Source organism: Streptomyces sp. NPDC096311, from assembly GCF_044763085.1.
Taxonomy (GTDB): Bacteria; Actinomycetota; Actinomycetes; order Streptomycetales; family Streptomycetaceae; genus Streptomyces.
The window spans coordinates 19,008-43,048 of record NZ_JBIWFN010000018.1; the positions used below are offsets into that span (position 1 = coordinate 19,008).

A 24,041-nucleotide genomic window follows, 5' to 3' on the forward strand; every position below is an offset into this window, starting at 1 on the left:
GGGTCGCCAGCCGTGACAGCCGCTTCCGGTCGGTCTGGGGTTCCCGGCAGTTCTCGCCGAAAGAGCAACGCCATGGGCTGAGCGGCAGGTCAGCGTGCGGGTTCCATCGCAGCTGCGCGTTCGTCGTCTTCGCGCAGCATGCGCATGACGGTGGCGGGTGACGGGTGACGGCTCTTCTTCGCACCCTTGGTGATGACGAGCCGGGCAGCGATGTCGCACAGGCTCATCTCCTGCTCGCGCAGGTGAAGGGCCATGGAGAGCATGGCCTCGTCGGCGACGCCGGCGACGCCGATGGTCTTGCCGCGCTTGCGGGCGGACTCGTGATCTTCGAGGGTGCGGTCGCGGATGTACTCGCGTTCCATGCCCGACATGGCCGCCAGCACGGTGAAGACGATGCCGGAGGGGTCGTGCGAGCCCTGGAGTTCTCCGGTGAGGAACTCCAGCCCGACATCGCCCACCTTGAGGCCCCAGCGGCCTCGCGCAACTACTCAAGGCCCGCCGGGCTGAAGTCGGTGGCCAGCACGGTAAAGCCCTCGCGGGCGAGGTACAGCGCATCACGGCCATGGCCGGCACCCAGCTCAAGCACCTCGTGGGCACCGGCGGACCGGAAGACGGCGGCAGCATGGACGGCCGGCTCGGACGGCTCCTCGCCGTACATGCCGGGATTCTCGCCGTAGGTCTGCTGCCAGTGCTCACGCTGGACCTCGGCCAGTTCGTGCTCGCACTCCGACATGCTGAAGCCCTTCCCACCGCCCGGCCAGCAGGGACCGGCCACTGCGAGGCCGGCCTAGATCCACACCGTGTCGCCGCCGAGCCCGGTCCCGTCACGCCCAGGCCGCCAGTTCTAGTGAACATCAAACGCGGCCCAATGCGGGCGCCTTCCGAAGTGCTGACCCGGCGGCACGTCCGCACGGCGACGGATCGTATACGGACCGCCAGCGCAGGCGCAGCGGAATCCGACTCAACAGTCGAACACCGACCAGCAGATGTCGTTGCGCAACCTCTGATCATCAAGTACGAGCTCGCGGATCGCCTCCGGGAGCTGATCGCGCTGCCACTGGCACTCGAGTCGTCCCGCGGTCTCGCTCTCGTCTTCCGGTGCCGCAGCACGTGCGGCCTTGATCGCGTAGGCGGCCGCGCCGAGCTCGTGCGCGGCGACGTGGGCGACGGCCCCGGCCTGGCCGGCGGCGTATGCCGCATGCCGTGCAGCCCCACGCAGGTCTCTGGCCGCCCCCATCGCATGGCCGCCCGCCGCGCGAGCCTGCATCATCTTGACCTCGCCACGCACCCAGGCCCGTGCATGCTCGATCGCCTGGCGCGGTCGCGGGTCCCCAGGCTGGGCCGACTCGAAGAGGCCAAGGACGTGCTCTGCACACGAGGCAGCCCATAGAGCGAGGAGACGGTGATCCGCGTCAGTGAGAGTCCCACCACGGCGGATCGTCACGAAGCGAGGGTCCCGGACCTCCGGGAGGATCATGACGTGCACTCCCTACCTGCGCGCATCGGCGCGACTCGCCACGGTGCACCCTGGTGGCCGGTCAGCCGCCTGGCGCGGGGAATGATCCAGAGTGCTGGCCAGGCTCCTGGCAAGTACAGCAGAACCCGAGAATCCACTCCAGCTGACCGCTCGGACGATCTTCGCCGTGGACACCGGCCGGCCGACCAGCACGAGTCCCCCCTACCGCTCCTCACGCCACACCGGTGACCTGCAACTTCACGATGCACACTGCACATGGGGACGAGCTTCCTCTCCTAGGCGGTGTGGAGCGGCGAGCCGAGTGTGATGACTTCCCCCTGTCGGGCCTGTACGAGCCATGCCGCAGACAACATCTCGCGCGCCGACTTCCCGGGCATCAACTCAACGCAGTGCCCTGGTGAGTTCGTCTCACCGCCGTGTCCTTACTCACGCTGTTCGGCGGCAGTTGTGATGAAGGGGACTGACGGATCGGCAGAGACCAATGGTTGACGATGGTCGCGAGGTCGTCGACGGGCCGGTCCTACACGACCAAGCTCGGGCATCGGTGCCTCCTTGTGCTTGTGAGGATGCTGTGGGTGACAGGCAATAAGGCTTCCGGCTTCCGGAGCCTCTCCCTACCCTCCAATGTTCATGACAACAGAACACGCGCAGCAGTCTCAGGGGCACGACGGACACAGCCGCAGACGCTTCCTGACGGCGACCGGGGGAACGGTCGCCGGAGTCGTCGGCGGGGGAACGGCCAGCGCCTTAGGGGCTGCCGGAAGCGCGGCCGCGGCCTCCTCCGGCAAGCGCGTCGCCGTCCTGGGCGGCGGAGTCTCCGGCCTCAGCGCCGCTCACGAACTCGCCGAACGCGGTTACGAGGTCACGGTCTACGAGTACTACGACTCCCTCGGCGGCAAGGCCCGCTCCATGGACGTCCCCGGTACCGGAACGGGCGGCCGCAAGCCGCTCCCCGGCGAGCACGGCTTCCGCTTCTTCCCCGGCTTCTACCGGAACCTGCCGGACACCATGCGCCGCATCCCCTTCCCCGGCAGCACCAACGGCGTCCACGGCAACCTCCGCAATGGCACGGAGGAGTTGTTCGCCCGCGACTCGGGCCGTCCCGACCTGCACTTCCCGCTCCGCCGGGCCACCACCCCGCCCGCCCCCGGCGACCTCACCCCGTCCTGGATCCGCGACCAGGTCCTGTCGGTGCTGGACCTCGGCACCCACCTGCCCGCCCACGAGGCCGCCTACTTCGCCGACCGCCTCCTGGTCCACCTCACCAGCTGCGACGCCCGCCGCGAGGACCAGTGGGAGAAGGTCGCGTGGTGGGACTTCATCCGGGCCGGCGAGATGAGCCGCGAGTACCAGGTGCTCCTCGGCATCGGCCAGACCCGCAACCTCGTCGCCACCCGCGCCGAGGTCGCCTCCACCCGCACCGTCGGCCGCGTCATCATCGAGGCCCTCATCCTGTGGGGCCTGCTCGGCCGCGGCATGGACGGTGACGCGGACGTCGACCGGGTGCTGAACGCCCCGACCAGCGAGGCGTGGATCGACCCCTGGGAAGCCCATCTGCGCTCCCTGGGCGTCGAGTTCGTGCTCGGAACCGAGGTCCGGGAGGTGGTGTACGACGGCGGCCGGGTGACCGGCGTACGGGTGGCGGCGCGCGACGGCAGCCGGCGGCGCACCATCACCGCCGACCACTTTGTCTCCGCCCTCCCGGTCGAGCACGCGCGCGTGACCTGGGGCCCCGCCCTGCGCGCCGCCGACCCGCAGCTCGGGCGGTGCGACGCGCTGAAGACGGACTGGATGACCGGCGTGATGTTCTACCTGCGCACGCCCACCCCCGTCGTGCACGGCCACATCAACTGCCTCGACTCACCGTGGGCGGTCACCGGAATCGGCCAGACGCAGTTCTGGGATGTGCGGGACTTTTCGCGCGACTACGGAGACGGGCAGGCCCACGAGTGCCTGTCCACGATCATCTCCGAGTGGGACAAGCCCGGCATCCTGTACGGCAAGACGGCCCGCGAGTGCACCAAGCACGAGATCGTCGCCGAACTGTGGGCCCAGCTGAAGGACGGGCTGAACGACTCGGGCAAGACGATACTCAGGAACGAGGACCGGCTCGGCTGGTTCATGGACCCGGCGGTGACGGGCCTCGGCGGCCCCGACCCGCAGAACCGCGAACAGCTCCTCATCCACCCCACCGGCACCCTCTACCACCGCCCATCGGCGAGGACAGCGGTGCCGAACTTCTTCCTCGCGGGCGACTACGTCCGTACGGCTGTGGACCTGGCGACCATGGAGGGCGCCAACGAGTCCGCGCGACGCGCCGTCAACGCACTCCTGGACGCGGACAATTCAGCCGCCGAGCGGTGTCACATCTGGGAGTTGTTCCGGCCGCCGGAGATGGAGCCCCTGAAGCGGGTCGACGAGGTGCGCTATCGGCTGGGGCTGCCCAACACCTTCGACCTGGGGTAGCACCCGGCACCGAGTTGCGCCGCGAGGGCCGCTGCCCCGAGCGGCTGCGGCCCTTCAGCCGAAACAGCGTGGTGCTGCTGGAGCGTCCGCACCGCGTCGGACGGCGGGTCGTAGGACAGCGGCTTCCGCTCGCACGCATCGTGACCGTGCGCGGTTCGCCTGGTCCGGGCCCGCTGCTGACGTCATCGTCGGCGCCGCTCTGGCCGGCAGGCCATCGAGCGACTCAGTTTGGGCAGCTCAGTGTCCTGTCGCATTGCGTCTGACGTGTGGTGGGCTGCTGACCTGCACGGTTGCCAGGTCGCTTGAGACCGCCGGTGGCCGGCGTTCTCAAACGACCAGGCTTTCGCGGAAGCCCCGTTCACGATAGATGCAGGAGCGCCGCCGAAATCGCCAACCGTATCCGCCGGAGATCGCCGTTCCCCATGGTGCTGCGATGTGGAAAGCCCCGAACCCGCCCTCGCCGCCTCGGATCTGCACGTGGTGATGTGCTGTGCGATGTGCACCGTTACCTGTACGCGGTGCTGAGCTGCACTGTTATCCGGGGAGTCGAACCCCCGCGTTGCTCTTCACGCGCCAGGAGTGGGCTGGAAAACCGCCAGCCCTCGGCGTGTGCACGCCTCCGAAGCTGCTACCTGCTCCACATCGTCCCAGCTTGCTGGACTACTCAGTCCAGCAGATCGACCTCCCAGTTCGTACGCTGAATCCGCACATCGACCTCGCGGATCTCCCGGGCGAGTGCATCCGCCTGACCGCGCAGCTCCGCGACCGGAAGCGCGGAAAGCATCATCAGCTCGGACCGAAGCTGCCGGCCGTATCCCCGCTCGCCCTTACCCGTCGCCGCGTCCGCCGCCGCGGTGACCACAGAGTGACGCAACCGCAGGACATCCCGGCGTGCGAGGGCATCGGTGAGCGTGCCGTCCGGACCCATCTCCACGGTGGCATTGGTTCGGTTGATCCGCCGGATCAACATTTCTAGAGCGTCCAGCACCTCACCGGTCTCAGCCAACAGCTGGGCCGCGTCCTCGGCGGGTGTCTCCCCTTCCTGGTACCGCGCACTGCTGACGACGCGCGCACGCAGCTGTTCTACACGGCGCGTCGCCTCCGCACGTTCTGCCAGTGCCTCAGCAAGCTTCATTGTCTCCTCCTCCCCCCTCCATGAGCCCGCACGAGTATACGAGTGCGAACCAGCTCATACGCACCTGGATTTTGCTCCGCCGGAGCCCTGACCAGCCACTGGAGTGAGAGCGGACAGCCGCTCAGGGCACCACGAAAGAGACATCCTGCCGTAACGCCCCGACAGGAGCGGGAGTGGGCCGCATTGCACATCGTCTCTCGCTCACGTCGATGTCAGTGGACGCCACCCGCGGGACCGCGAAGCGACCTGGGGAAACAGCTTCACCCTCCCGCGCGTGCCAGGCCCTCGATGGCCCAATCCGGGAATTTCACCGATTCTTACGAACCCCTGTCACAAGGAGAGCTGCTGTCCGGTCTCTCCTGGTGCAGATCCAAATTCTTCGGCGCCGACGAGAAACTCGTCGCGAATGCGCGCCGCACCATGAAAACCTACGAAAGGACACCGCTATGAAGGTCGTAGTGATCGGTGGAACCGGGCTCATCGGCTCGAAGCTGGTCGGCAAGCTCAACGAGTACGGGCACGAGGCGATCGCGGCCTCGCCCAACACCGGCGTCAACACTCTGACCGGCGAAGGACTGGCCGAGGCGCTGCAGGGCGCGTCGGTCGTGGTCGACGTGTCCAACTCCCCCTCGTGGGGCGACGAAGACGTCATGAACTTCTTCCGTACCTCGACCACCAATCTCCTGAAGGCCGAGGCAGACGCCGGCGTGCAGCACCACGTGGCACTGTCCGTGGTCGGTACCGACCGACTTCAGGAGAGCGGTTACTTCCGTGCCAAGCAGGCCCAGGAAGAGCTGATCAAGGCCTCCGGCAACCTGTACTCCATCGTCCACGCCACTCAGTTCTTCGAGTTCGTGAACGGGATCGCTGACATCTCGACCGAGGGCGACACCGTGCGCCTGGCCCCCGTCAGGTTCCAGCCCATCTACTCCGACGACGTGGCCGCGGCCGTCGGCCGCACTGCGGTCGGTGCCCCGGTCAACGGCGTGGTGGAGGTCGCCGGCCCCGACGTGTTCCAACTCGACGAACTCATCCGTCAGATGCTCGCCGACAAGGACGACGCCCGCACGGTCGTCACGGACCCGAGCGCCCCGTACTCCGGTGCCGAGTTGGAGGAGACCACGCTCGTACCGGGACCTGACGCGCATATCGCCGAGACCCGGTTCAGCGACTGGCTTGAGCGGCAGCAGTAGGTCCTGCGAGTGGCCCCTGGCGGCAGTCAGGGGCCACCCCGGCCGCAGATTCACCCCACCACTCCATCGGCACCGCGCTGGCCTTCCTCTCCGGGACGAGTCGTTTCCGTACGTCTCTCACAGGTCCAGGATTCGACGTTCTCGACTGACAGCACTTCGCTCGAACACTTGGTGTGCGAATGCAAGGCCGCTGCATCCAGAATGCGTCCCTCGAAGACGGACTCCATGGCCGCGTTGTCGCCTGCAGCTCCGACGCTCCCCATAGATCCGGCGATCCAGTGACCGTCGAGTGCCCGGACGAATCTCCGTGACCGGATCTGCAAACCGCGAACCCTATGCAGAATGCACCCGGCAACGTCCTCGCGCCGGGCAACAGCGTTGTCCAGGACTGCGACGGCAGGGCGGGATTGCATCCGCCTGTCGATGGGGTGGCCGGAGATCCTCTTACCCAAGACGTCCTTGATCGCGCGCAGATACAACTCCCCCTCGCCCGTGGCGTGTTCGGTGATGTCCGCGAGCCACAGCCGGTTCGGGCCGTCGGCGGTGAAGTCACGGCGGACGAGGTCGTCGTGCACCGGTGGGCCGGCCCTCTTGGTGCTGCGCTTCTTCCCGAACACGCTCCACCAGCTGTTGTCCCGGCAGATCCGCCACGCGGTCCGGTCTGCCATGGCAGCCCCGGCACTGCGGGCCTCATCGGCCAGGAAGCGGTAGCCGAACTCCGGGTCGTCACAGTGGGCGTCGAACAATGCGTTCGCGCGATGGGCCTCCGCGATCGCGGCATCGGTCACCAGATGGCTGAGCCAGCGGTAGTAGGGCTGTCCGGCGAGCTTGAGTCCCCGGCACGTGACCGTGACGGGAACCCCGTCCACGGCCAGCTCCTTCACGAGCGGGTAGACCCTCTTCCCGGCAGATTGGCCTGCGCCATGAAGGCCGCGGCCCGGCGCAGGACCTCGTCCGCCTGCTCCTGCGACTTGATGCGCCGACGCGCCTCCCGCAGTTCCGCGTTTGCCTGCGTGGTCGTTCCGAGTTTCACCCCGTCGGCGATGTCTGCACAGCGCATCCACTTCGACAGCGTCATCACGTGGACTCCGAAGTCGGCGGCCACCTGCTCCAGCGTCACACTCGGGCCGCGGCTCCTCGCGACCCGCACGACATCTTCGCGGAACTCTTCCGGATACGGCTTCGGCAGAGCGACATCCTTCCCACCCGCCCTACAGGGCAGGCCAGTTCAGATGTCACTCCGGGGCGCTGGACACGTCGGACGTGGGCTGTTCATCGTGAAGTGCGGCCAGTGCGGCAGCGAGCTTGCCCCGGCCGGTGATGCCAAGGCGTGGATAGATGCGGTACAGGTGTGCTCCGACGGTGCGGTGCGAGATGAACAGGCGCTGGCCGATTTCCCGGTTGCTCAGCCCCTGTGACGCCAGCACGGCTATCTGCATTTCCTGGGCAGACAGTTGCTCGCTGGTGTTCGTGTGCCGTCGGCCGCTCGACTCGCCGGTGGCACGCAGCTGCTCGCGGGCCATCTCGGCCCAGGGCTGCGCGCCGACCCGGTCGAACTCGTCGCGAGCGAGTCGCAGCGGGTGCCGGGCGTCCACGTTGCGGCGTTGGCGGCGCAACCAGCGGCCCTGGTTCAGATGCAGCCGGGCACGCGACAGCGTCCAGTCGGCCGGCAGTGCGGTCAGGGCCGCGGCGTAGCGCTCCTCCGCGGTGTCGTCCGGAGCCAGCACCGCGTCGGTGTAGGAGTGAGCCACCACCATCATTTCCGAAGGCAGCCGTCCGGCCAACTCCGGAAGGTCGGCCAGCAGTTCCCGAGCCTGCTTCACGGTGCCCGCGGCGACTGCGGCGTCCGCCAGGTCCGGCGCGAGCAGCCAGCGACTCACCGAGTGGTAGTGCGGGTCAACGGGATCGAACGCGCGCGCGAGAACGTCGTATGCCTCCCTTGCACGGCCGTCGAAGAGCGCGAGCAGGCCGTCGGTCTGCTGCGCCATCACGGTGACGAACGGCATACTCGGGAACAGGCTGTGCATGCGCAGTTCGCGGACCATCCGGGCTGCTTGCTCGGTTTCTCCGCGCAGCGCCGCCACCAGGCCGGCCGTAGCCTTGAGTCCCAGCCAGACGATCCATTCCTCGGTCTCCTCGGCCAGGGTGAGCCCCTCGGCGGACTCCTCACGAGCTCGCTCGAGCTGACCGAGGTACACCTGCGGCCAGCTGGTGGCCAGGGAACGGGCGAGCAGCCCGAGTCGGCCCTGCGACCGCCACGCCGCAGCCGCCAGCGTGAGGTACTGGGCGGCGCGGCTGATGTCACCCATGACCATTGCACCGCTACCGAGAAAATGCAGGATCCGGCCGTCTTGACGGTCTGCTCTGATTCCGTCGAGCCGCGCGATCACGTCCGCCCCGTGCCGGTACGGCTCGGTGTACGCCCGCACCGCCAGCCGGTGGGGGGCATCCTGATCGGGGTTCCATCGATCCAGTTCTGCTGCGGCCTGAGCACGGACCTGCGCGTCACCGTCCTGGAAGTAGCATCGTGCGGCGGCACGCCACAACAGGTTCTCCGCGACGTCTCGAGCTCCCGCGTCGAAGGCTCCGGCCGCTGCGGTGACCATGTCCTGGATCCGCCGCTGAGGTTCGCCCGCTTCGAAAGCGGAGCTGTCGGACACCACCATGAGGCGAGCCCGCTCCACCCGGCCCAGCTCGCTCATGTCGGTGCGGCCCAGCAGCATCTGGACACCGACGCGGTCATTGATCTCGCTGGACAGCTCGGCCGCCCGGACCAGGATGCCGGTCCGGCGCTGCGCATCGAGGACAAGGTCAGCCGCTTGACGCAGCGCCGGGACGGCAGCCGCCACCTTCCCTCGGGCCTGCGACGCATCGGCGAAACGCTCGAGCCGGGCGGCCAGTTCCTCGTCCGGCCCGATGGTGGCCGCTGCCTCGTGGGCAAGTTGACGCTCGGGGGTATCGCCCATCATCGATGCGAGGGCACGGTGAGTGGCCAGTCGATCGGCGAGCGTAGCGTGGGTGTAGATCGCCGTGCGCATCAGCGGATGGCGGAACTCGGGGGTATAGCCGACCAAGGTGACCAGATCCGCGTCGACCGCCTCCTGCACTGCGTCGACGGAGACCACCGAGTCATTGAGGCGACTCGACACGTCCAGCAGCAGATTCAGGGGCGCGGCCGGCTCGGCGGCAAGGACCAGGAGCAACGTGCGACACTCCCGGCTCACCGAATCGGTGCGCGCGGAGAACGCGTCCTCCAGCCGCTGGGTCAGCGGCAGGTCTTCCATCTGCGCGGTCACGCCCTGCACCGCCTTGGGCAGCTCCACGAGGGCCAGCGGATTTCCCGCGGCACGCTCCAGGATGAGCTCCCGCAACGGCGCCGGCAGGTCGGGCGTGCCGACATCGAGCAATTCGGCGGCGGCCCGTCGGTCGAGCGGTTCCAAAGGGAGGTCCAGGAGCACGTACGACTCGGAGTAGTGGATCCGGGCGGCTGCGATCACCTGTACGGCGAGGTCGCGGGTGCGCCGGGCAACGAACTTGAGCACGTCCCTGCTGGAGGAATCGATCCACTGCACGTCGTCGATCAGCAGCAGGAGCGGCTGCCGGTTGGCCGCGTCGGCGAGCAGTTCAAGCACTGCCATCCCGACCCGGTATATCTCGGGCTCGGTGTCCCTGACGCCGAACGCACCGCTCAGCGCCGACCGGTACGGAGCCGACAGCTCTTCCATGTCATGGGCGACCGGTTGCAGGAGCAGCTGCAGCGCGGCGAATGGCAGCCACTGCTCCGGCTCCACCCCGGACGTGCGCAGTACCTTGAACCCGCTCTCGGTGGCCTCGGCCCCGACCGTGCGCAGCAGAGCCGACTTGCCGACACCAGCGGCGCCGTGGACCAGCAGCGCACTGCCGTGCCCGGCCGCGGCGTCCGCCAGCAGCCCACGCAGGGTGCGCAGCTCCTTGTCCCGCCCGATCATGATACGCGTACAGGTCCCGCCTGCTGCGGGGTTCCTGACAACCCCGTCCCCACACGTGCCGCCGCCGTGAGCGTGGGCATGCGCACCGGAACGGGCCATGCGGATACGACGCCCTCTGACGTCCGGCGCCGCCCTCCTGCGCTGCTTCCGCTGACCGTGGCGACAGAATGCTCACGCAGGGCCGGACGTTCACTCATCGGCACAGCAGGCATCGGGCACGGCACGTGAAGCTTCTCTCCGTCATGGGGTGGTTCTGGCCGCCATGCTACCTGTCAGGTCTGGTGACTCATATCGGTGAGACTTAACCATCAGTCAAACGACTCTCTTACGACGCAGCGAACGGCGCGTATCAGCTGATTCCGGGCGGATCCGCGACTCTGCCGGGCATGATCCCGAGATGAACGACTGCCAACGCGCTCAGGCCCTGCCCTCTGACTGACGACATACGATTCGGGCTGCAGCGGGCCGTGCGGAAGATGCGCCAGGGATTCAGGCGGGCCCGCTCCACGGGCGCACGGGCCGCCGAGAGAGCGCTGTTGACTCTGCGTTGGGTTGGCCACAGATCGCCGCAGCGTGGGCGTCTGACTGGTTGCTGTCACCCAGGGGCCGGAGTCCAGGTGGGCTCGGTCGGCGAGGACCGGGACGCTCTGGCGTTCGCGGATCCGGACGATCCGGTGGGTACGGGCCACGGTCAAGTCGTGGGCACGGCCGGGCAACACGGGTGAGGTCCATAGAGGCCCGGCTGTCATCTACCCGGTCGCACTGCGCGGCCGTGCCGTCCAGCAGCACGTAGTCCAGCTTGGCTTCGCGCAGGACGCGCCGCAGACGAGGTGCGCGGTCGGCGAGCAGGTCGACGACAGTCGTCGTGTGGGCGTAGGCGGTGCCGACGGAGATACCGAAGTCGGCCGCGAGAGGGGCGGGGGCGTGCGGCGTAGGTACACCAGACCGACCAGGGCACGCACGCTGGTGCGGCGGGAGCCTGCAGCGCCGTCACCCTCGCGAGCGACCATACGCATCGTGACCCACCCGACCAGGGCGTGAGGCGGGTCGAGTGCGGCAGGACAGGACACCAACAGGGCTCCTGCGCCGGTGGGTCGAGACTTCGGACAACGGCCCGGGAGCCTTGTGCGTTGCGGGTACCGACGCCGTCACCCGATCGGTGGCCACGCTGAAAGAGCTCAGTCAACCTGCGGGTCGAAAAGACATCGGCGAGCAGCGCTACGCCGGGCCGTCCGTCAGCCGATTTCGCAACGCCGTCGGCCGGCGATCCGGTCGATCCGTTCGAAATGACCATTCGATGCCCAGCCGGCACGGTCCGGCCCGGAGCGCGCGTATGACGCGAGATTCCGCCGTCGATGATCGTCTCGAACCTCAGGGCGAGGCTCTCCAAGGGCGGGCGGGGCACCGTGCTGAAGGTCGTGGCGTTGTTGACATTGCGTGGCGCGAGGACGAATGCAGATGGCCCATGCGCGCCGGTATGTCATCTCAGACAGGCGAGAGCGACGACGAAGTGTCTGAGCACACGCCGCCGGTTTCCCCGCTCTCGAGACGACTCGCGCCTGAAACCACCGTCGCTCCCGTGCCATCCTCAACCGCGTGGGTATACCCATTCCCCGTGGGCACCGCACGCCACTGGACCACCGGTCCCGACCCGTACACGTCCCAGGAATCGCCGGAATTACTCGATCAGGCTCGAAGACACGCCTGATTCGGCTCGTCAGGCTTCATCTGGCAACTGACTGACGAAACTTTCGACACCCAGAAAACGTGTTTCTTCCCCAAGGGACACGACCTCGAAGGTGGATTTCAGGAATTCGTCGATCACCACAGCCGCAGCGGCTACAACAAACTTTTCCCAGCCAGACCGGAATGACATGTACACCAACTCATGACCGCGGATTTCGGCAGGCCAAATTTGGACATCACCGAGACCAGCGAGCCGCCGCCGGCCGGAAGTCAGGAGCTCGCGCCCAAGTTCCCATTCAATGGCCATATCGGTGCCCGCATTAAATACTACGAATATTGAATACGGCTCTGCGCTGTCGTATCGGAGATCTGTCATGACCGACAGAGGCGTCTGCTCTTCGAGAAGAGCCACGACCGTCCGACATGTCACCGGCTCGGGCTGGATGTCCCACCCTGCGGGGCCATTTTGCCGGTGCCCGCGATCTTTGTGAGCACACCCGGGGTCATCATCGGTGTCGAAGACCTTCCCACTCATGATTCGTCCTCTCGCGTCGTCCCGCCAACGACACCTACTGATCGGTGTCTACAGAGCCGTGAACTGGGCAACGGCTGGTCCGGAAGGTCCTCACCTGCTCCGGTAGATCGGGCTACTACGATCCTGGGACCTGCTGAGACCTGATGCATCAGTCAAGTGACTATGAGAGGACGAGCCAGGTCGGATCGCGCCTCTGACGCGGCGCATCAGTCGAGCGACAGCACCGGGTCGCTGCATGGCGTCCCGGTGGATGACCCGCTCGTCGGGAACGGAGGATCGCATCGCCGCTTCGGGGATGGATCGTTCCGGACGGTTTGTGGGACGTGGCAAGGCCGTTGCTGCCGCCGGCGGCGCGGGTACGTCCGCAAGGCTGCGGGGTCGCGAACGTCGATGATGAGGCGGTCTTCGCTGCGATCGTCCCCGTGCTGGTCAGCGGCTGCGCCTGGCGGGCATGGCCACTGCGCCTCGGAGCGTCGAAGGCGACCGTGCACCGTCGGTTTGTCATCTGGTTCCGTGCTGGGGTCTGGGGACCGCTGCATCAGAGGGTTCTCCGCCTCCTGGACAAGGAGGATCTGATCGACCTGCCCCGTGCAACCCTCGGTTCCGCCCACATCCGCGTGGCACAGGGGGCGAACACACAGGTCCGAGCCCCGTGGACCGGGGTAAGCCCAGTTCCAAGAGGCACGTCCTGTCCGACGCGAACGGACTGCCCCTGCGCGTCGGACTCCGCTTGTCGGCGGGGAGGCGCTGAGGCTGGGAATCGGCTGCGTGGGACTCGTGCCCCCCGTGGGTCTGCGATAGCCGGACCGTCACGACATCGTGCGCTCGATGACCCACCCGCGGCGACTCAATCGTTCGCTGGAGTCGGTGCCCTTGCCGGCGATGCGGACGCCGATGGGTTTGCCCCGTAGCCGTAGCCGTCGCCGTCGCCGCAGGTGAGGTACGTCGTAGGCCTCAGCCCTCGTTACGAACGCCGTCCCCTCAACTACCTGGCTCTCCTCGGACTTGCAGCCGCCCTCCGCCGCTACAAACGGCTCATCCGCCCCCGAGCTGACAATTCGCGGTCTGCCCGGCGGTGCCGGAGTACTGCCGCTGTATCCCGGCGGAGACGACGCCCTTCCTGATGGCACCCGGTGTCATCCATGATCCGGACGCCGCCTGGGGCCCCGAGCCGCTCGGCCACGTACTCCTGCGCGTCATCGCGGAGTTGATCGGGATCCCACCAGCTGATCCGCCAGCTGTTGTTACGTCCGACCGGGCCCAGCACGCCCCCGGACGTAGTCCCGCATGCGGCGCCGTACCTCGCTCCGGCCGAACCGCCGGCTCAGTCGCAGGAACAACTCCTCCAGCTCGGGCGTCCAGCGTCCGGTGACGGAGCTTCCATCGTGCCCCGACCATGCTCAGCTTCTCCGGCCGCACGACGCAGCGTCTCTGAACCGGTCGCTGACTTGCCGTCAGCCCGCCAAGCTCGAAACTACAGCTGTGACGAACAGGAATGATGAAATTCCACTCGCGTACTCAGGCCACTTTGACAAAAGCATCAGGAAGCGATGCCGCGCTTGTCCATGGCGTCCTCGACTATGCGTAGCCCGTCCATGCCCGGCAGCTTCGCGATGTGCGAGTCGATGTCGCGGATGAGTTTGCGGCCCTCGGGGCCCGCGAAGAGGTGAGTCATGACGTGCGTGACCTCGTTCTCGGGCATGACGCCCGATCCGACCGGGCCCCAGGCCTTCTCGAGCGCCAGCCGGGCGATCAGGCGGGCCTTCTTGCTTGCCGCGAGCCGGTCACGCGCCTGCGACGCGTAGAACGCGACGTGCTTCGTCTCCTGCTGCGCGATCCGCCTCAGCAGCGGTACCAGCACCGGGTGGCTCTCCAGCGCAGCAAGCCGGTGGTACGCCGCTGTCGCCGACCACTCGTTCGCCGCGCCCCACGCCATGTGCACGGCGACGAAGTCGTTTCCGACCAGCCGACCGATCGCCGTCAGCTTCACCGGCGCCAAGCGGTCTCTCCAGCCGAGCTTCAGACGGGTCGCCTTGAGCTCGTCGAAGTCGACGCGGACGCCGTGGCGTCCCAGCACCGCCGCGAGCGCTTCGCCGTGCCAGAACTCCTCGCGGTTCCACATCGTCATGAAAGCGCCCACCGCGGGCTCGTTGTGAGACGGGGTCGTCAGCAGGTTCCGCATGTAGCAGACCGTGTGGTATTCGATGTCGCACATATAGCGCAGCGTGCGCAACGTCTCCTCGGACAGCGGGTTGCGCTCGAACTCGTCGAAGTCGAGGTCGGCCCACTGCACGCCGGTGGAGTTCGTCGTGTACTTGTCTATGTCGAAAGCCATCAGTCACTCTTCTCCTCGGTGTGCGTCGGAATCGTCGCCCGTGCCGCGATGACGTCGCGGCGCACACCCGAACCGCCGCTCTTCCAGCGGTAGATGTTCCAGTTCCTCTTGTGGGACTCGCGCGCCAGTTCGGCGTCGGGGTTGATCGCCGAGGGCTTGCCCAGCAGCGACAGCCACGGCAGGTCGGAGTGGCTGTCGCCGTAGCCGTAGGAGGCCGCGAGGTCGTAGCCGCCCTCCTCCGCGTACCGCTGAAGCCACGCGGCCCTCGCCTCGTCGACGAGCGGCGGCTTCGCGAGGTACCCGGTGAGCACACCGTCCTTCACGTGCATGGAACTCCCGACGACCTCATCGAACAGGTCGGCGAGCGGAGCGGCGAGAAGGCCAATGGAGCCGGTGACCAGGACGGTGCGGTGGCCTGCCGCACGGTGCTCGCGGATACGCGCCAGGGCGTCCGCGCTGGTGTGCCGCAGCATCGTGTCGGCGTAGCCGCGCCGCACGACCTCCTCAAGACGGGCGATGGGCATGCCGCGGTAGCGGCGCAGGAACGCACGGATGAACTCGCCGCGGTCACGCCGCTCGGCGCGGAGGTAGCCGGGCAGCGACGCGAGCAGGTCCGCCACCTCCTTCGGCCAGGCCGCCTTGCGGAAGCCCGCGGTGCGCACCCAGAGGTACTGCTCGACGATGTTGGAGTCGACGACGGTCCGTTCGAGGTCGAAGACGGCGAGTACGTCGGTACGCTGCGGCAGTTCGCGCTTGGCTCGGGCGGTCGCCGGCCGGGCGGCCGCGGCCTTCCGGCGACGGTACGCCGCTGTCAGCTCGCTGAGGGCGGGGAGGTGCACCTTCTGCAGGTACTCCTCCCAGTCGATCCGCTCCACATCGAAGCCACGGTCCTCGCGTATCTCGGCCGGGAGGGCGTTGTTCAACGCGCGGGCGTTGCGGTCGTCGAAGATGATCTCGGTCTGCGCATACGCGCGGTAGAGGTCGATGAAGTTGCCGAGGGTGGCGATGCCGGCGCGCAGCCTGGCGTTCTCGGTCGCGAGAGCGCGCTTACGCTCGTCGTTCGGCATCAGCCGCAGCGCGACGTCCCACAGGTCGGCCTTCTTCTTCGCCAGCAGAAGGCCTCGGTTGAACCTGCGCTCGCCCGAGAACTTCCAGGTCGGTACTTTGACGAATCCGTCGTCCTTGGGTACCGGGTGCTGCCTGTAGTAGTCGCGTACGTTCTCGTACATGCGATGGAAAGGCAGCGGATTCGACGCGCCCGAGGCGATGTGGAAGTACTTCGGCTCGTCGACAGGGGTCGGGTTGGCCGCCACGGCCAGGATGGCGTTGACGACGAAGTCGACAGGGATGACATCGAGGATCGAGTCGGGCAGCCCCGGGAAGTCCGGCAGCTGGCCGCGGCCGTAGGCGAAGATCAGCGGATCGGCGACCTTGAAGCCGTCGATCCAGCCGGGGAACGGATGCTGGAGGGCGCTCTCGATGATCGCGGGCCGGACCACCGAAAGCCGGTGTCCGGCCTCGCCCCAGAGGTCTTCCGCGGCACGTTCGGCGAGTGCCTTCGTCAGCGTGTAGACGTCCGTCCACCCCAGACTCTGCGCGCGGCGCCGGCCGGCGGCGACGAGCTGGGAACGCACCCACTCGCGCCGCGCGTTCTCGCTCGCGCGGGCCGCCGCGATCGGGCCCTCCTTCCCGTGGTTGCCGCGGGCGTGGGACATGAACCGCTCGAGCGTCGCGGGCTCCCGCGAAGTCAGTTCGGTGCGCTCATGGGTCTGTGTCGCCAAGGTCCACTCGGTGTGCCAGTCGGCGTCGTGCTCGAGCTTGGCCTCGGGCACCACACCGCGACGAAGTCCCCCGACGTAGCAGGTCGACACGTGGACGACATGCGGGTCGGATCCGGAGGCGAGCAGGGCCTCGTAGAGGCTTACGGCGCCATTGACGTTGGTGTCGAACGCCTCGTGGATGGGCGGGTCGAAGGAGACGGTCGACGCCGAATGGATGACGACGTCAAGGTGGGACGGCAGCTCAGGAATGCTGGTCATGCTGCCGTCGAGCACGGTGATCCGCTCCCGGACGATGCGCTCGGCCTCTTCGGCGCCCACAGCGTCCCGCCAGCGCTCGAAGACGGGTTTGCGCAGAAGCTGCCGGAGCCGGTCCTGCCCGGTCTGGCTGCCCTTCCCGCGCACGAGGAGTGAGATGCGCGTAGCGGGGTGATCGGTGAGCAGCCGCTCAAGCACGGCCTGCCCGACGAAGCCGGTCGCGCCGGTCAGCAGGACGTGCGCGTTGCCGAGTTCGGTCTTCGCGTCGTTCGTTGTCACGGAAGGAGCCTCGATTCCACGGTGGATGCGACACCGGGACGGATGCCGGGGAGCGCGGCGACCATCGCGCGGATACGGCCCGCTTCGGCTCGTCCGTTCTGGTCGCCGAAGACATGGCGTTCGAAGAAGGCGCGCTCGTGCTTGGAGCGATCGACCGACCCGAGCGGCCAGGCGGAGTGCCGGAGGGCGCGACGGGTGATGCGCCGGGCGCGGGCCGAACACCGAAGTCGCCGGTCCGCCTCCTCGGCGAGGAAGTGGATGTGGCGATCCTTGATCTCCACCACGGGGTTGATGATCGACGTCATGGCGGAGGACGCGTCGGCCAGCCGCCGGTAGGCGGCCTGCGTGATCCATTCGTCCACGAGGCCCGTCGTCACATGTTCGGCGACAATCTGCGTGCCGGTGATGTTGGCGATGAGGGCGTGCCGGATCGGGCCACGGCGCTCGCGGCGCTCCGCCAGTACCCACCGCGGCGGACCGGCGCTCGAAGGGAGGTCCCGGGTGGCGGGAGAAGCATCCAGGACCGCGTCGAGGGCGTCCGCGATCCAGTACTTCTCGAACATCCACGTGGTGAGGAACGCCGTGACCCGGGCATCCCTGTGAGTCGCCGTGAGGAGCAGGTCGCTGATGCGAGGCAGCATCGAACGTTCCATGTCGCGCAGCGCGCGAACGAGCCGGACGGATTCGGCGTCGAGCGGCGCTTCGGCGAGCGCCCCGAGTTCGAGTGTTCCTCGGTGGCTGCCGTGTGCCGTACGGGCGAACTCACGCACGTCGAAACCCGCTGTCTCGGGCGTCGCGGTCGTCGTCTCGTTGTTTGAGTTCATGCACGGACTTTCTGGGGCGGGAGCGGGGGTGACTCTGCGGAGGCCCCGGAGCGTGCGAGAAGCCGTCGGGGGCCGTCACGTGTGACCGGGCACCCGGTGGATGTGTGACACATGACTTGGTTCCGCGTGGAGGCCGACGGTGCGGCCGAAGGGATGATCCGGAGCCGACCGACCGATCACGACGGCCGGGACGCTGCCGGATACAGCGCAGGCGACATGTGCCCGATGTTGCTGGGCATCGCTCGGCCGCGCGGTCTGAGGGCCTGTGGTCGGAGGGCGATCCCTGAGTCCGCATGAGCAGGTGCGGAAGCTCGTGTCACAAGACGGATGCATGCCCGGTCTAACGGAAGGAGCTCGTCGGACATCGAACACGGAAGTTTTTTTGATCTTCAGTTCCCCTACAGAAGCGGGTTGTTCACCAGGTTGCTCGGAAGGCCGGTGTCGGGATCGACGGCGTGGACCCGCTCATCCCTCCACGTGATCACTACGAGCGGAGAGCTCGGATGTCGAGTAGATGGCATATGAAACTGTGCTGAGCCGGATACGGGTCGCACTTGTCACCGGTGCCACGTCGGGTATCGGAGCATCGTTCGCGCGCGCTCTGGCGGACCGCGGATGGGACCTTGTCCTGGTGGCGCGCGACAGGGAGCGGCTCGGCCGGATGGCGGTCGAGCTCGAATCCCGCGGCCGTGCCGTCGAGGTACTGCCCGCCGACCTGTCCGATCGCGCCGACGTCGAGCGTGTCGTCGCCCGGTTGGAGGACCGGGCCCGTCCGGTGGACATGCTCGTGAACAACGCCGGTTTCGGCGTGCACGCACCCATGACCTCACCCGACACCGCTCCGCACGACCAGGCGATCGAGGTCATGGGGCGTGCGGTGCTGGTGCTCGCCGGCGCCGCTGGCCGGGCCATGCGCGAGCGCGGACACGGCGCGATCGTCAATGTGTCGAGCACGGCTGGGTTCGTCACGATGGGGAGCTATTCGGCCGTCAAGGCCTTCGTGACGTCACTCACGGAGGGACTGGCGAACGAGCTCCATGGAACGGGTGTCACCGTGACAGCCCTTTGTCCGGGCTGGGTCCGCACGGAATTCCACGAGCGGGCCGGAATCCGGTCGTCGAGCATTCCGGACTTCCTCTGGCTCGACGCCGAGCGACTCGTCGAGACGAGTCTGCGCGACGTGCGCCGCGGACGGGTGATCTCCATGCCGAGCTTCCGGTACCGGTTGCTCATCTGGTTCACGCGTCATCTTCCGCGCCGCACGGTGCGGTGGATCTCGCGACGGATCTCGTCCAGCCGCAACGACAGTCTCACTCACTGAAAGAAGTAGTGCGGGCGAGCCCGCACGGGAAGGAAGCGGATGCCTGCGACGATACGCGACCGTTTCACCTCACGCTCTCACGCTGCGGCGCGTTTCATCGCGCAGCGGGGGCTGCTGAAGCCCGTCGTCTGGAGCGTGACCAGCGTCACGGTACTTGGGCGCGAGCGCTTGGCGAACATCAAGGACGCATATGTCGTCGTCGCCAATCACACCTCGCACCTCGACACCCCGCTCATCATGGGCGCGTTGCCCCGCAGACTGGCGCGCTACCTCGCGGTGGGAGCCGCCGCCGACTACTTCTTCGACGTGTGGCGGCGGCGCGGCCTCACGGCTCTCTTCTTCAACGCCTTCCCGGTCGACCGCACCGGAGTGAACCCCCACAGAGTGAGCGCCAAGGCCCTGCTGAACCGAGGAGTGCCGCTCCTGATCTTTCCCGAGGGGACCCGCTCGCGCGACGGATCGCTCGGGGCGTTCAAGCCGGGGGCGGCGGCGCTCGCCTCGTCGGCCGAGGTGCCGGTGCTCCCCGTCGCGGTCATCGGCGCGCATCAGGCGCATCCTCGCGGATCCAACTGGCCCAAAGCGGGCCGCCTGCCGGTCGGAGTCGTCTTCGGCGAACCGCTCATCGCCCATCCCGGAGAGTTGAGGAGCGAGTTCACCGAACGCATCCGCTCGGCGATCCTCACCCTGACCGAGGAGCACTCCGACCGCATCCTCGGCGCACATGCCACCTCACGTCGTGTACTTGAAGGAGACCGTTCGTGACCGAACCCACCTACCGCACCGACGCGATGCTCGCTGGTGAGGTGAAACACATGAAGTGGTGGGGCTGGGGCCTGGAAGGTGTCGGCTTCCATCACGAGGACAAGCCCGGTTTCGCACCGTTCGTACAGAAGGCCGTCGGTCTCGATCTCTGGGCGGACGAGCGCACCGAACGGCCGGACTTCTCGCAGTTGAAGGTGCCGGCCTCGACGGCGCCGGAGGAGTTCGTCACCGCCCTGAGCGGCATCGTCGGAGCGGGGAACACCGTCACCGACGACCTGTCCCGGGTCGTCCACACGTACGGCAAGAGCCTGCGTGACCTGGTCCGCATCCGATCCGGCGAGATCGCGCGCACTCCCGACGTGATCGTCTACCCGGCCGACGAGGCGGAGGTGCAACGCGTCGTCGACGCGGCCGTCGAAGCGGACGCCGTGATCATCCCCTTCGGGGGTGGCAGCAATATCGCGGGCAGTCTGGAGCCGCACCCGAACGAGTCGCGGGTGGTCGTCTCACTCGACCTCGGCCGCCTCAACCAGGTGCTGGAGATCGACGCCGACTCCGGCCTGGCACGCATCCAGGCCGGGGCGCTGGGCCCCGATCTCGAGGCACAACTCAACCGGGACGGCTGGACGATGGGGCACTTCCCCGACTCGTTCACCCACTCGACGCTCGGCGGGTGGGTCGCCACGCGCTCGTCCGGCATGCAGTCGGACAAGTACGGCGACATCGCGGACATGGTCAAAGGGCTGCGTGTCGTGCGGGCCGGCGGGGTCCTCGTGATCCGTGCCGTTCCGAGCGCGTCGACCGGGCCGAGCGTGCGGGAGATGGTGGTCGGCTCGGAGGGGCGGCTCGGCGTCATCACCGAGGTCACGGTGCAGGTGCACCGGCTCCCCGAGAAGCGTGCCATCCACGCCTACTTCTTCAAGAACCTGGACCACGGCCTCGCCGCGATGCAGGAGATCGCCGAGAGCGACGTCTCGCCCTCGGTCACCCGTATCTCGGACGCGCACGAGACGGGCTTCTCCCTGGCGACGAGCAAGGAGTCGAAGGGCATCCAGAAGAAGGCGCAGGCCGGCCTCATGGCGTATCTCAGGAGGCGTGGCTGGAACCTCGACGAGATGTGCCTCTCCTTCATCGGCTTCGAGGGCGACAAGGAGCACGCGAAACGGCAGAAGTCACTCGTCGACCGAATCGTCCGCAAGCATCACGGCATCGGCGTCGGCAAGGGACCCGGTGCGCTCTACGACCAGAAGAAGTTCGACACGCCGTACATCCGCGACTTCCTGCTCGACTGCGGTGCCGCCGGCGACGTGAGCGAGACCGCCGGTCCGTGGTCGAAGCTACGTGGCATCCACGCGGCGGTCTACGAGGCAGCCGACCGCGCCTACGAACAGATCGGCCGCAAGGGCTGGACGATGTCGCACCTGTCGCACTCCTACCACTCCGGAGCCTGCCTCTACTTCACTTTCGCGTTCGTCTTCGGTGACGACCCGCTCGGCGAGTACGACACGGTCAAGCGCGCGATCCAGCAGGCGTTCATCGATGCCGGCGGCACGATCTCGCACCACCACGGGGTGGGCCTGGAGCACGCGCCGTGGCTGGAGGAGGACATCTCGACGCATGGCGTCGCGATCATGTCGGGCCTGTTCGACGCTGCCGACCCGGGCGGTAACTTCAACCCGCGCAAGATCGTGGTCTGAACGCGGCGGTCCATGGGCCCGCGCGCGTGGCCGTTCGCGGGCATGGGCGCGGCCACGCCGCGAACCGGACGGATCACACGCGACGGCGTGTGATCCGTTTCCACGGCTCTGGCCTGGCTGCTCTGTCGTCGGACATTCGGCGAGGGCTCCTGCCACTGGGCGGTGAGAAGGGGAACACAGCGGCGGCGGTCTGACGGGGTGTCGGACACCCGCCGCCGCTTGCCGCGGCCGCGGCAAGCGGCGGCTGTGCGTGCGTCCTGCCGCATCGCCCCGTCGCCTTGTCGAGGGTGGCCGTCGGCTCGTCGGCGAAGGCGACCTGGGCGCCCTCGACCGGCGTACAGGCGGGGGCCGCCTGCTGTGCCTGCCCACCGGACCGTTGGCCGAGGCGGCTGTCCTCCTTGCCCTTCAGACCCAGCGGCCCGAAGCACTGGCATGCGTGCCGCTCCGCCTCGCGGCGAGCCGTACCGTCAAGCATCAACGGGAGCCGACGCTCCGGCGCCGGCGCTCTGCCGGTGCCAGGTGTCCCGGGGCGGTGAGGCGGCCACGGTGGCGGCCTGGACCACCGTGCGGTTCTCGTTGAACCGCAGCTTGGGGGTGCAGGCGGCTGCCAGGACGTAGCCGATTCCGCGTGCATCGAGGGCGGACCGAAGCTGTGGGTCCTGCCGTAGACCTCGTCGCCGGTCACCCAGTTGGAGGAGCACCCGGCGTCGAGGGCCGCTTCGATCATCTGCCAGGCCAGGCGGGGCTTGGTGGCGAACTCGACCTTCTCGGGAATCCCGGAGCCCGAGCGGCGATCGGGATCCTGGCACCAGGTGTGCTCGGGGAGGTAGAGCCGACGGTCAATCAGGGCCTGGCCTCGCGAGGACGCGTAGGCGAGGAACACCCCGACCTGGGCATTTTCGATCCGACCGACGCTGCCGGTGTACTGCTGTTGCACGCCGACCGAACGCAGGCCCTTCTTCAGGAGCCCTGTCTCGTGCACGATCAACACGCCGTCCCCGCCGAGGTGGTCCAGCACGTAGGAGCGGACCTCGTCGCGCACCCCGTCGGCGTCCCAGCGTGCGCTTCGCAGCAGCCTCTGCACCGCGCCGGGGCGGGCATGGCCAGCCTCCTCGGCCAGTTGCCGGCAGTTCTTGCGCTCGACGCCGGACAGCAGTCCGAGGATGAACGCCCGTGCCGTCGCCCGCGGTTCCACGCGGCGAAACCGGCCCGCGATGCGGGCCATGGCCTGGTCGAACATTGCCTGCCGGCGGGCCGCGTCCATGCGGCCGACGGGATGGGGATGGCGCGCTCTCGCTCGAGGCGGCTGATCCACCAGTCAATCCCTTTGCGCGACCGAGCAGGTCACGCCTAGCGTGCAAGCGCATAGGAACCGTGCGCCAGGACGGCGCGCCACACGAATGGGGAGCAACCGCCGTGGGAATCATGGTCTCGGTCAGGGGCTGGCTGGAGTGTGACGACGGACAGCTGGCCCAGATCAAGGAGATCGTGGAAGCAGACGATCCGGAGCGCACCTACAGCGGGGGCTGGGCCTTCCCCGCTCGGCAGTACAACTACGTTAAGTGGGCCTTCTACGGGGGCAACATCCGCGCGGTGTCCCTCGACTGGTTCGAGGAGAGGTTGCGTCAGGTCGCCCAGATCCCGGCCTCCTACCCGGATGACGAGTACGACGAGAGGCCCCGGGGGCTGTTTCTGGTCAGCCACGACGTCGACGGCATGAGCGAATGGAGGGTCCACAACGGCGGCCTAGTGATCGGCGTCCCGGACGGGGACTACCACTACCTCGACGCCTAGCTAGATCACGACGTCGCATGTAGTACTGAACGCCTTCCTGCCCGCCCACCAGCGCCAGCGCATGAAGGCCCGTAGCCGAAAGAACCCCACCAGCACCTACGGCCCGAACGCCGGACAACACCTCCAACAAGCCCAGAGCTACACCGTTTGCATCCGACCTACCACGGATCTTTGACGAGATCGGTGATGCGAGCCGGGTGACGTGGCGTGGGAGGAGCTGTGGGCTTCTCTCTACCACCAAGGGTCGGTGTACGAGGCCAGCTTTGCCGCCCTGCCCGTTCTGACAGAAATCGCCACCGGACGCTCGCCGATGGGCCCTTGCTCCGACCGTCCGCATCCTCGTCGAGGAACAGCAACTGCAGGAGCCCGGCTACGCCATCGAACCCGGCGCTTGCCAATCGTCCACAGGCCGCTGCCCGCACTGCCGGCCGCGATGAGCTTGAAGGCGTCCTCCATCACGGGGCCGTACACGGCGGCCAGGACGGCACCGACAGTGCCCACGGCCGCGCCGCTCACCGCCACGGCCCTGCGCC

The 24,041-nt window shown here is 67.8% G+C and carries 18 protein-coding genes and 2 pseudogenes; 7 read left to right on the forward strand and 13 right to left on the reverse strand.

Annotated features, from left to right (window positions below; genetic code table 11):
- Window positions 1-89 precede the first annotated feature (89 nt).
- From ACIRA5_RS37080 to ACIRA5_RS37090, 3 genes are all read right to left on the reverse strand, one after another.
- Window positions 90-458 (reverse strand): hypothetical protein, encoded by a 369-nt coding sequence (locus tag ACIRA5_RS37080; protein ID WP_403698536.1) that lies wholly within the window; start codon window positions 456-458, stop codon window positions 90-92.
- Window positions 459-484: 26 nt separating this feature from the next.
- Window positions 485-733, reverse strand: a complete 249-nt coding sequence (locus tag ACIRA5_RS37085; protein ID WP_403698538.1) for a hypothetical protein — start codon at window positions 731-733, stop codon at window positions 485-487.
- A 228-nt stretch (window positions 734-961) separates the two neighbouring features.
- Window positions 962-1,477 (reverse strand): putative immunity protein, encoded by a 516-nt coding sequence (locus ACIRA5_RS37090; protein ID WP_403698539.1) that lies wholly within the window; start codon window positions 1,475-1,477, stop codon window positions 962-964.
- Window positions 1,478-2,107: 630 nt separating this feature from the next.
- Between ACIRA5_RS37090 and ACIRA5_RS37095 the strand changes: the two genes are divergently transcribed.
- On the forward strand, window positions 2,108-3,943 hold the full coding sequence (locus ACIRA5_RS37095; RefSeq protein ID WP_403698541.1) for an FAD-dependent oxidoreductase: 1,836 nt from the start codon (window positions 2,108-2,110) through the stop codon (window positions 3,941-3,943).
- Window positions 3,944-4,607: 664 nt separating this feature from the next.
- Here the strand turns inward: ACIRA5_RS37095 and ACIRA5_RS37100 are convergent.
- Window positions 4,608-5,078, reverse strand: a complete 471-nt coding sequence (locus tag ACIRA5_RS37100) for a DIP1984 family protein (protein WP_403698543.1) — start codon at window positions 5,076-5,078, stop codon at window positions 4,608-4,610.
- Between the two features lie 446 nt (window positions 5,079-5,524).
- Here ACIRA5_RS37100 and ACIRA5_RS37105 point away from each other — a divergent pair, with 446 nt between their 5' ends.
- Window positions 5,525-6,271 (forward strand): SDR family oxidoreductase, encoded by a 747-nt coding sequence (locus ACIRA5_RS37105; RefSeq protein ID WP_403698545.1) that lies wholly within the window; start codon window positions 5,525-5,527, stop codon window positions 6,269-6,271.
- Between the two features lie 50 nt (window positions 6,272-6,321).
- Here ACIRA5_RS37105 and ACIRA5_RS37110 read toward each other — a convergent pair whose 3' ends face one another.
- The 5 genes and pseudogenes from ACIRA5_RS37110 to ACIRA5_RS37130 form a co-directional block, all read right to left on the reverse strand.
- Complete coding sequence (locus tag ACIRA5_RS37110) at window positions 6,322-7,155, reverse strand: DDE-type integrase/transposase/recombinase (RefSeq protein ID WP_403698546.1); 834 nt, start codon at window positions 7,153-7,155, stop codon at window positions 6,322-6,324.
- Entirely contained in the window at window positions 7,152-7,391 is a 240-nt protein-coding gene (locus ACIRA5_RS37115) for a transposase (RefSeq protein ID WP_403698548.1), read from the reverse strand. The genes ACIRA5_RS37110 and ACIRA5_RS37115 overlap by 4 nt, the downstream gene beginning before the upstream one ends.
- Before the next feature lie 115 nt (window positions 7,392-7,506).
- Complete coding sequence (locus ACIRA5_RS37120) at window positions 7,507-10,239, reverse strand: ATP-binding protein (protein ID WP_403698549.1); 2,733 nt, start codon at window positions 10,237-10,239, stop codon at window positions 7,507-7,509.
- 349 nt (window positions 10,240-10,588) lie between these two features.
- Window positions 10,589-11,312 (reverse strand): annotated as a pseudogene (locus ACIRA5_RS37125) (transposase family protein).
- Between the two features lie 644 nt (window positions 11,313-11,956).
- Window positions 11,957-12,460, reverse strand: a complete 504-nt coding sequence (locus ACIRA5_RS37130; RefSeq protein WP_403698551.1) for an SsgA family sporulation/cell division regulator — start codon at window positions 12,458-12,460, stop codon at window positions 11,957-11,959.
- Window positions 12,461-12,735: 275 nt separating this feature from the next.
- On the opposite strand from ACIRA5_RS37130, the pseudogene ACIRA5_RS37135 reads away from it, so the two are divergent.
- Window positions 12,736-13,512, forward strand: a pseudogene (locus ACIRA5_RS37135) (transposase); the annotation flags it as partial.
- Window positions 13,513-14,000: 488 nt separating this feature from the next.
- Here ACIRA5_RS37135 and ACIRA5_RS37140 read toward each other — a convergent pair.
- Genes ACIRA5_RS37140 through ACIRA5_RS37150 form a run of 3 tightly spaced genes read right to left on the reverse strand, consistent with a single transcriptional unit; the run spans window position 14,001 to window position 17,934 of the window.
- Window positions 14,001-14,795 (reverse strand): ferritin-like domain-containing protein, encoded by a 795-nt coding sequence (locus tag ACIRA5_RS37140; RefSeq protein ID WP_403698552.1) that lies wholly within the window; start codon window positions 14,793-14,795, stop codon window positions 14,001-14,003.
- Window positions 14,795-17,110 carry an HAD-IB family hydrolase gene (locus ACIRA5_RS37145; RefSeq protein WP_403698554.1) on the reverse strand — a complete coding sequence of 772 codons (2,316 nt, stop codon included), beginning with the start codon at window positions 17,108-17,110 and terminating at the stop codon, window positions 14,795-14,797. Before ACIRA5_RS37145 ends, ACIRA5_RS37140 begins: the two co-directional genes overlap by 1 nt.
- Window positions 17,107-17,934, reverse strand: coding sequence for a hypothetical protein (locus ACIRA5_RS37150; RefSeq protein ID WP_403698555.1), 828 nt, complete (start codon window positions 17,932-17,934; stop codon window positions 17,107-17,109). Before ACIRA5_RS37150 ends, ACIRA5_RS37145 begins: the two co-directional genes overlap by 4 nt.
- A 541-nt stretch (window positions 17,935-18,475) precedes the next feature.
- Between ACIRA5_RS37150 and ACIRA5_RS37155 the strand changes: the two genes are divergently transcribed.
- From ACIRA5_RS37155 to ACIRA5_RS37165, 3 genes are read left to right on the forward strand one after another with little or no spacing between them, the layout of a single operon-like run.
- The gene (locus tag ACIRA5_RS37155) at window positions 18,476-19,255 is read left to right on the forward strand and encodes an SDR family NAD(P)-dependent oxidoreductase (RefSeq protein ID WP_403698851.1); all 780 of its coding nucleotides are present in this window, start codon (window positions 18,476-18,478) and stop codon (window positions 19,253-19,255) included.
- Between the two features lie 39 nt (window positions 19,256-19,294).
- Window positions 19,295-20,017, forward strand: coding sequence for a lysophospholipid acyltransferase family protein (locus tag ACIRA5_RS37160; RefSeq protein WP_403698557.1), 723 nt, complete (start codon window positions 19,295-19,297; stop codon window positions 20,015-20,017).
- The gene (locus ACIRA5_RS37165; RefSeq protein ID WP_403698559.1) at window positions 20,014-21,714 is read left to right on the forward strand and encodes an FAD-binding oxidoreductase; all 1,701 of its coding nucleotides are present in this window, start codon (window positions 20,014-20,016) and stop codon (window positions 21,712-21,714) included. Before ACIRA5_RS37160 ends, ACIRA5_RS37165 begins: the two co-directional genes overlap by 4 nt.
- Window positions 21,715-21,787: 73 nt before the next feature.
- Here ACIRA5_RS37165 and ACIRA5_RS37170 read toward each other — a convergent pair whose 3' ends face one another.
- On the reverse strand, window positions 21,788-22,978 hold the full coding sequence (locus tag ACIRA5_RS37170; RefSeq protein WP_403698560.1) for an IS701 family transposase: 1,191 nt from the start codon (window positions 22,976-22,978) through the stop codon (window positions 21,788-21,790).
- Window positions 22,979-23,139: 161 nt separating this feature from the next.
- Here ACIRA5_RS37170 and ACIRA5_RS37175 point away from each other — a divergent pair, with 161 nt between their 5' ends.
- Window positions 23,140-23,508, forward strand: a complete 369-nt coding sequence (locus ACIRA5_RS37175; RefSeq protein ID WP_403698853.1) for a hypothetical protein — start codon at window positions 23,140-23,142, stop codon at window positions 23,506-23,508.
- Window positions 23,509-24,041 lie beyond the last annotated feature (533 nt).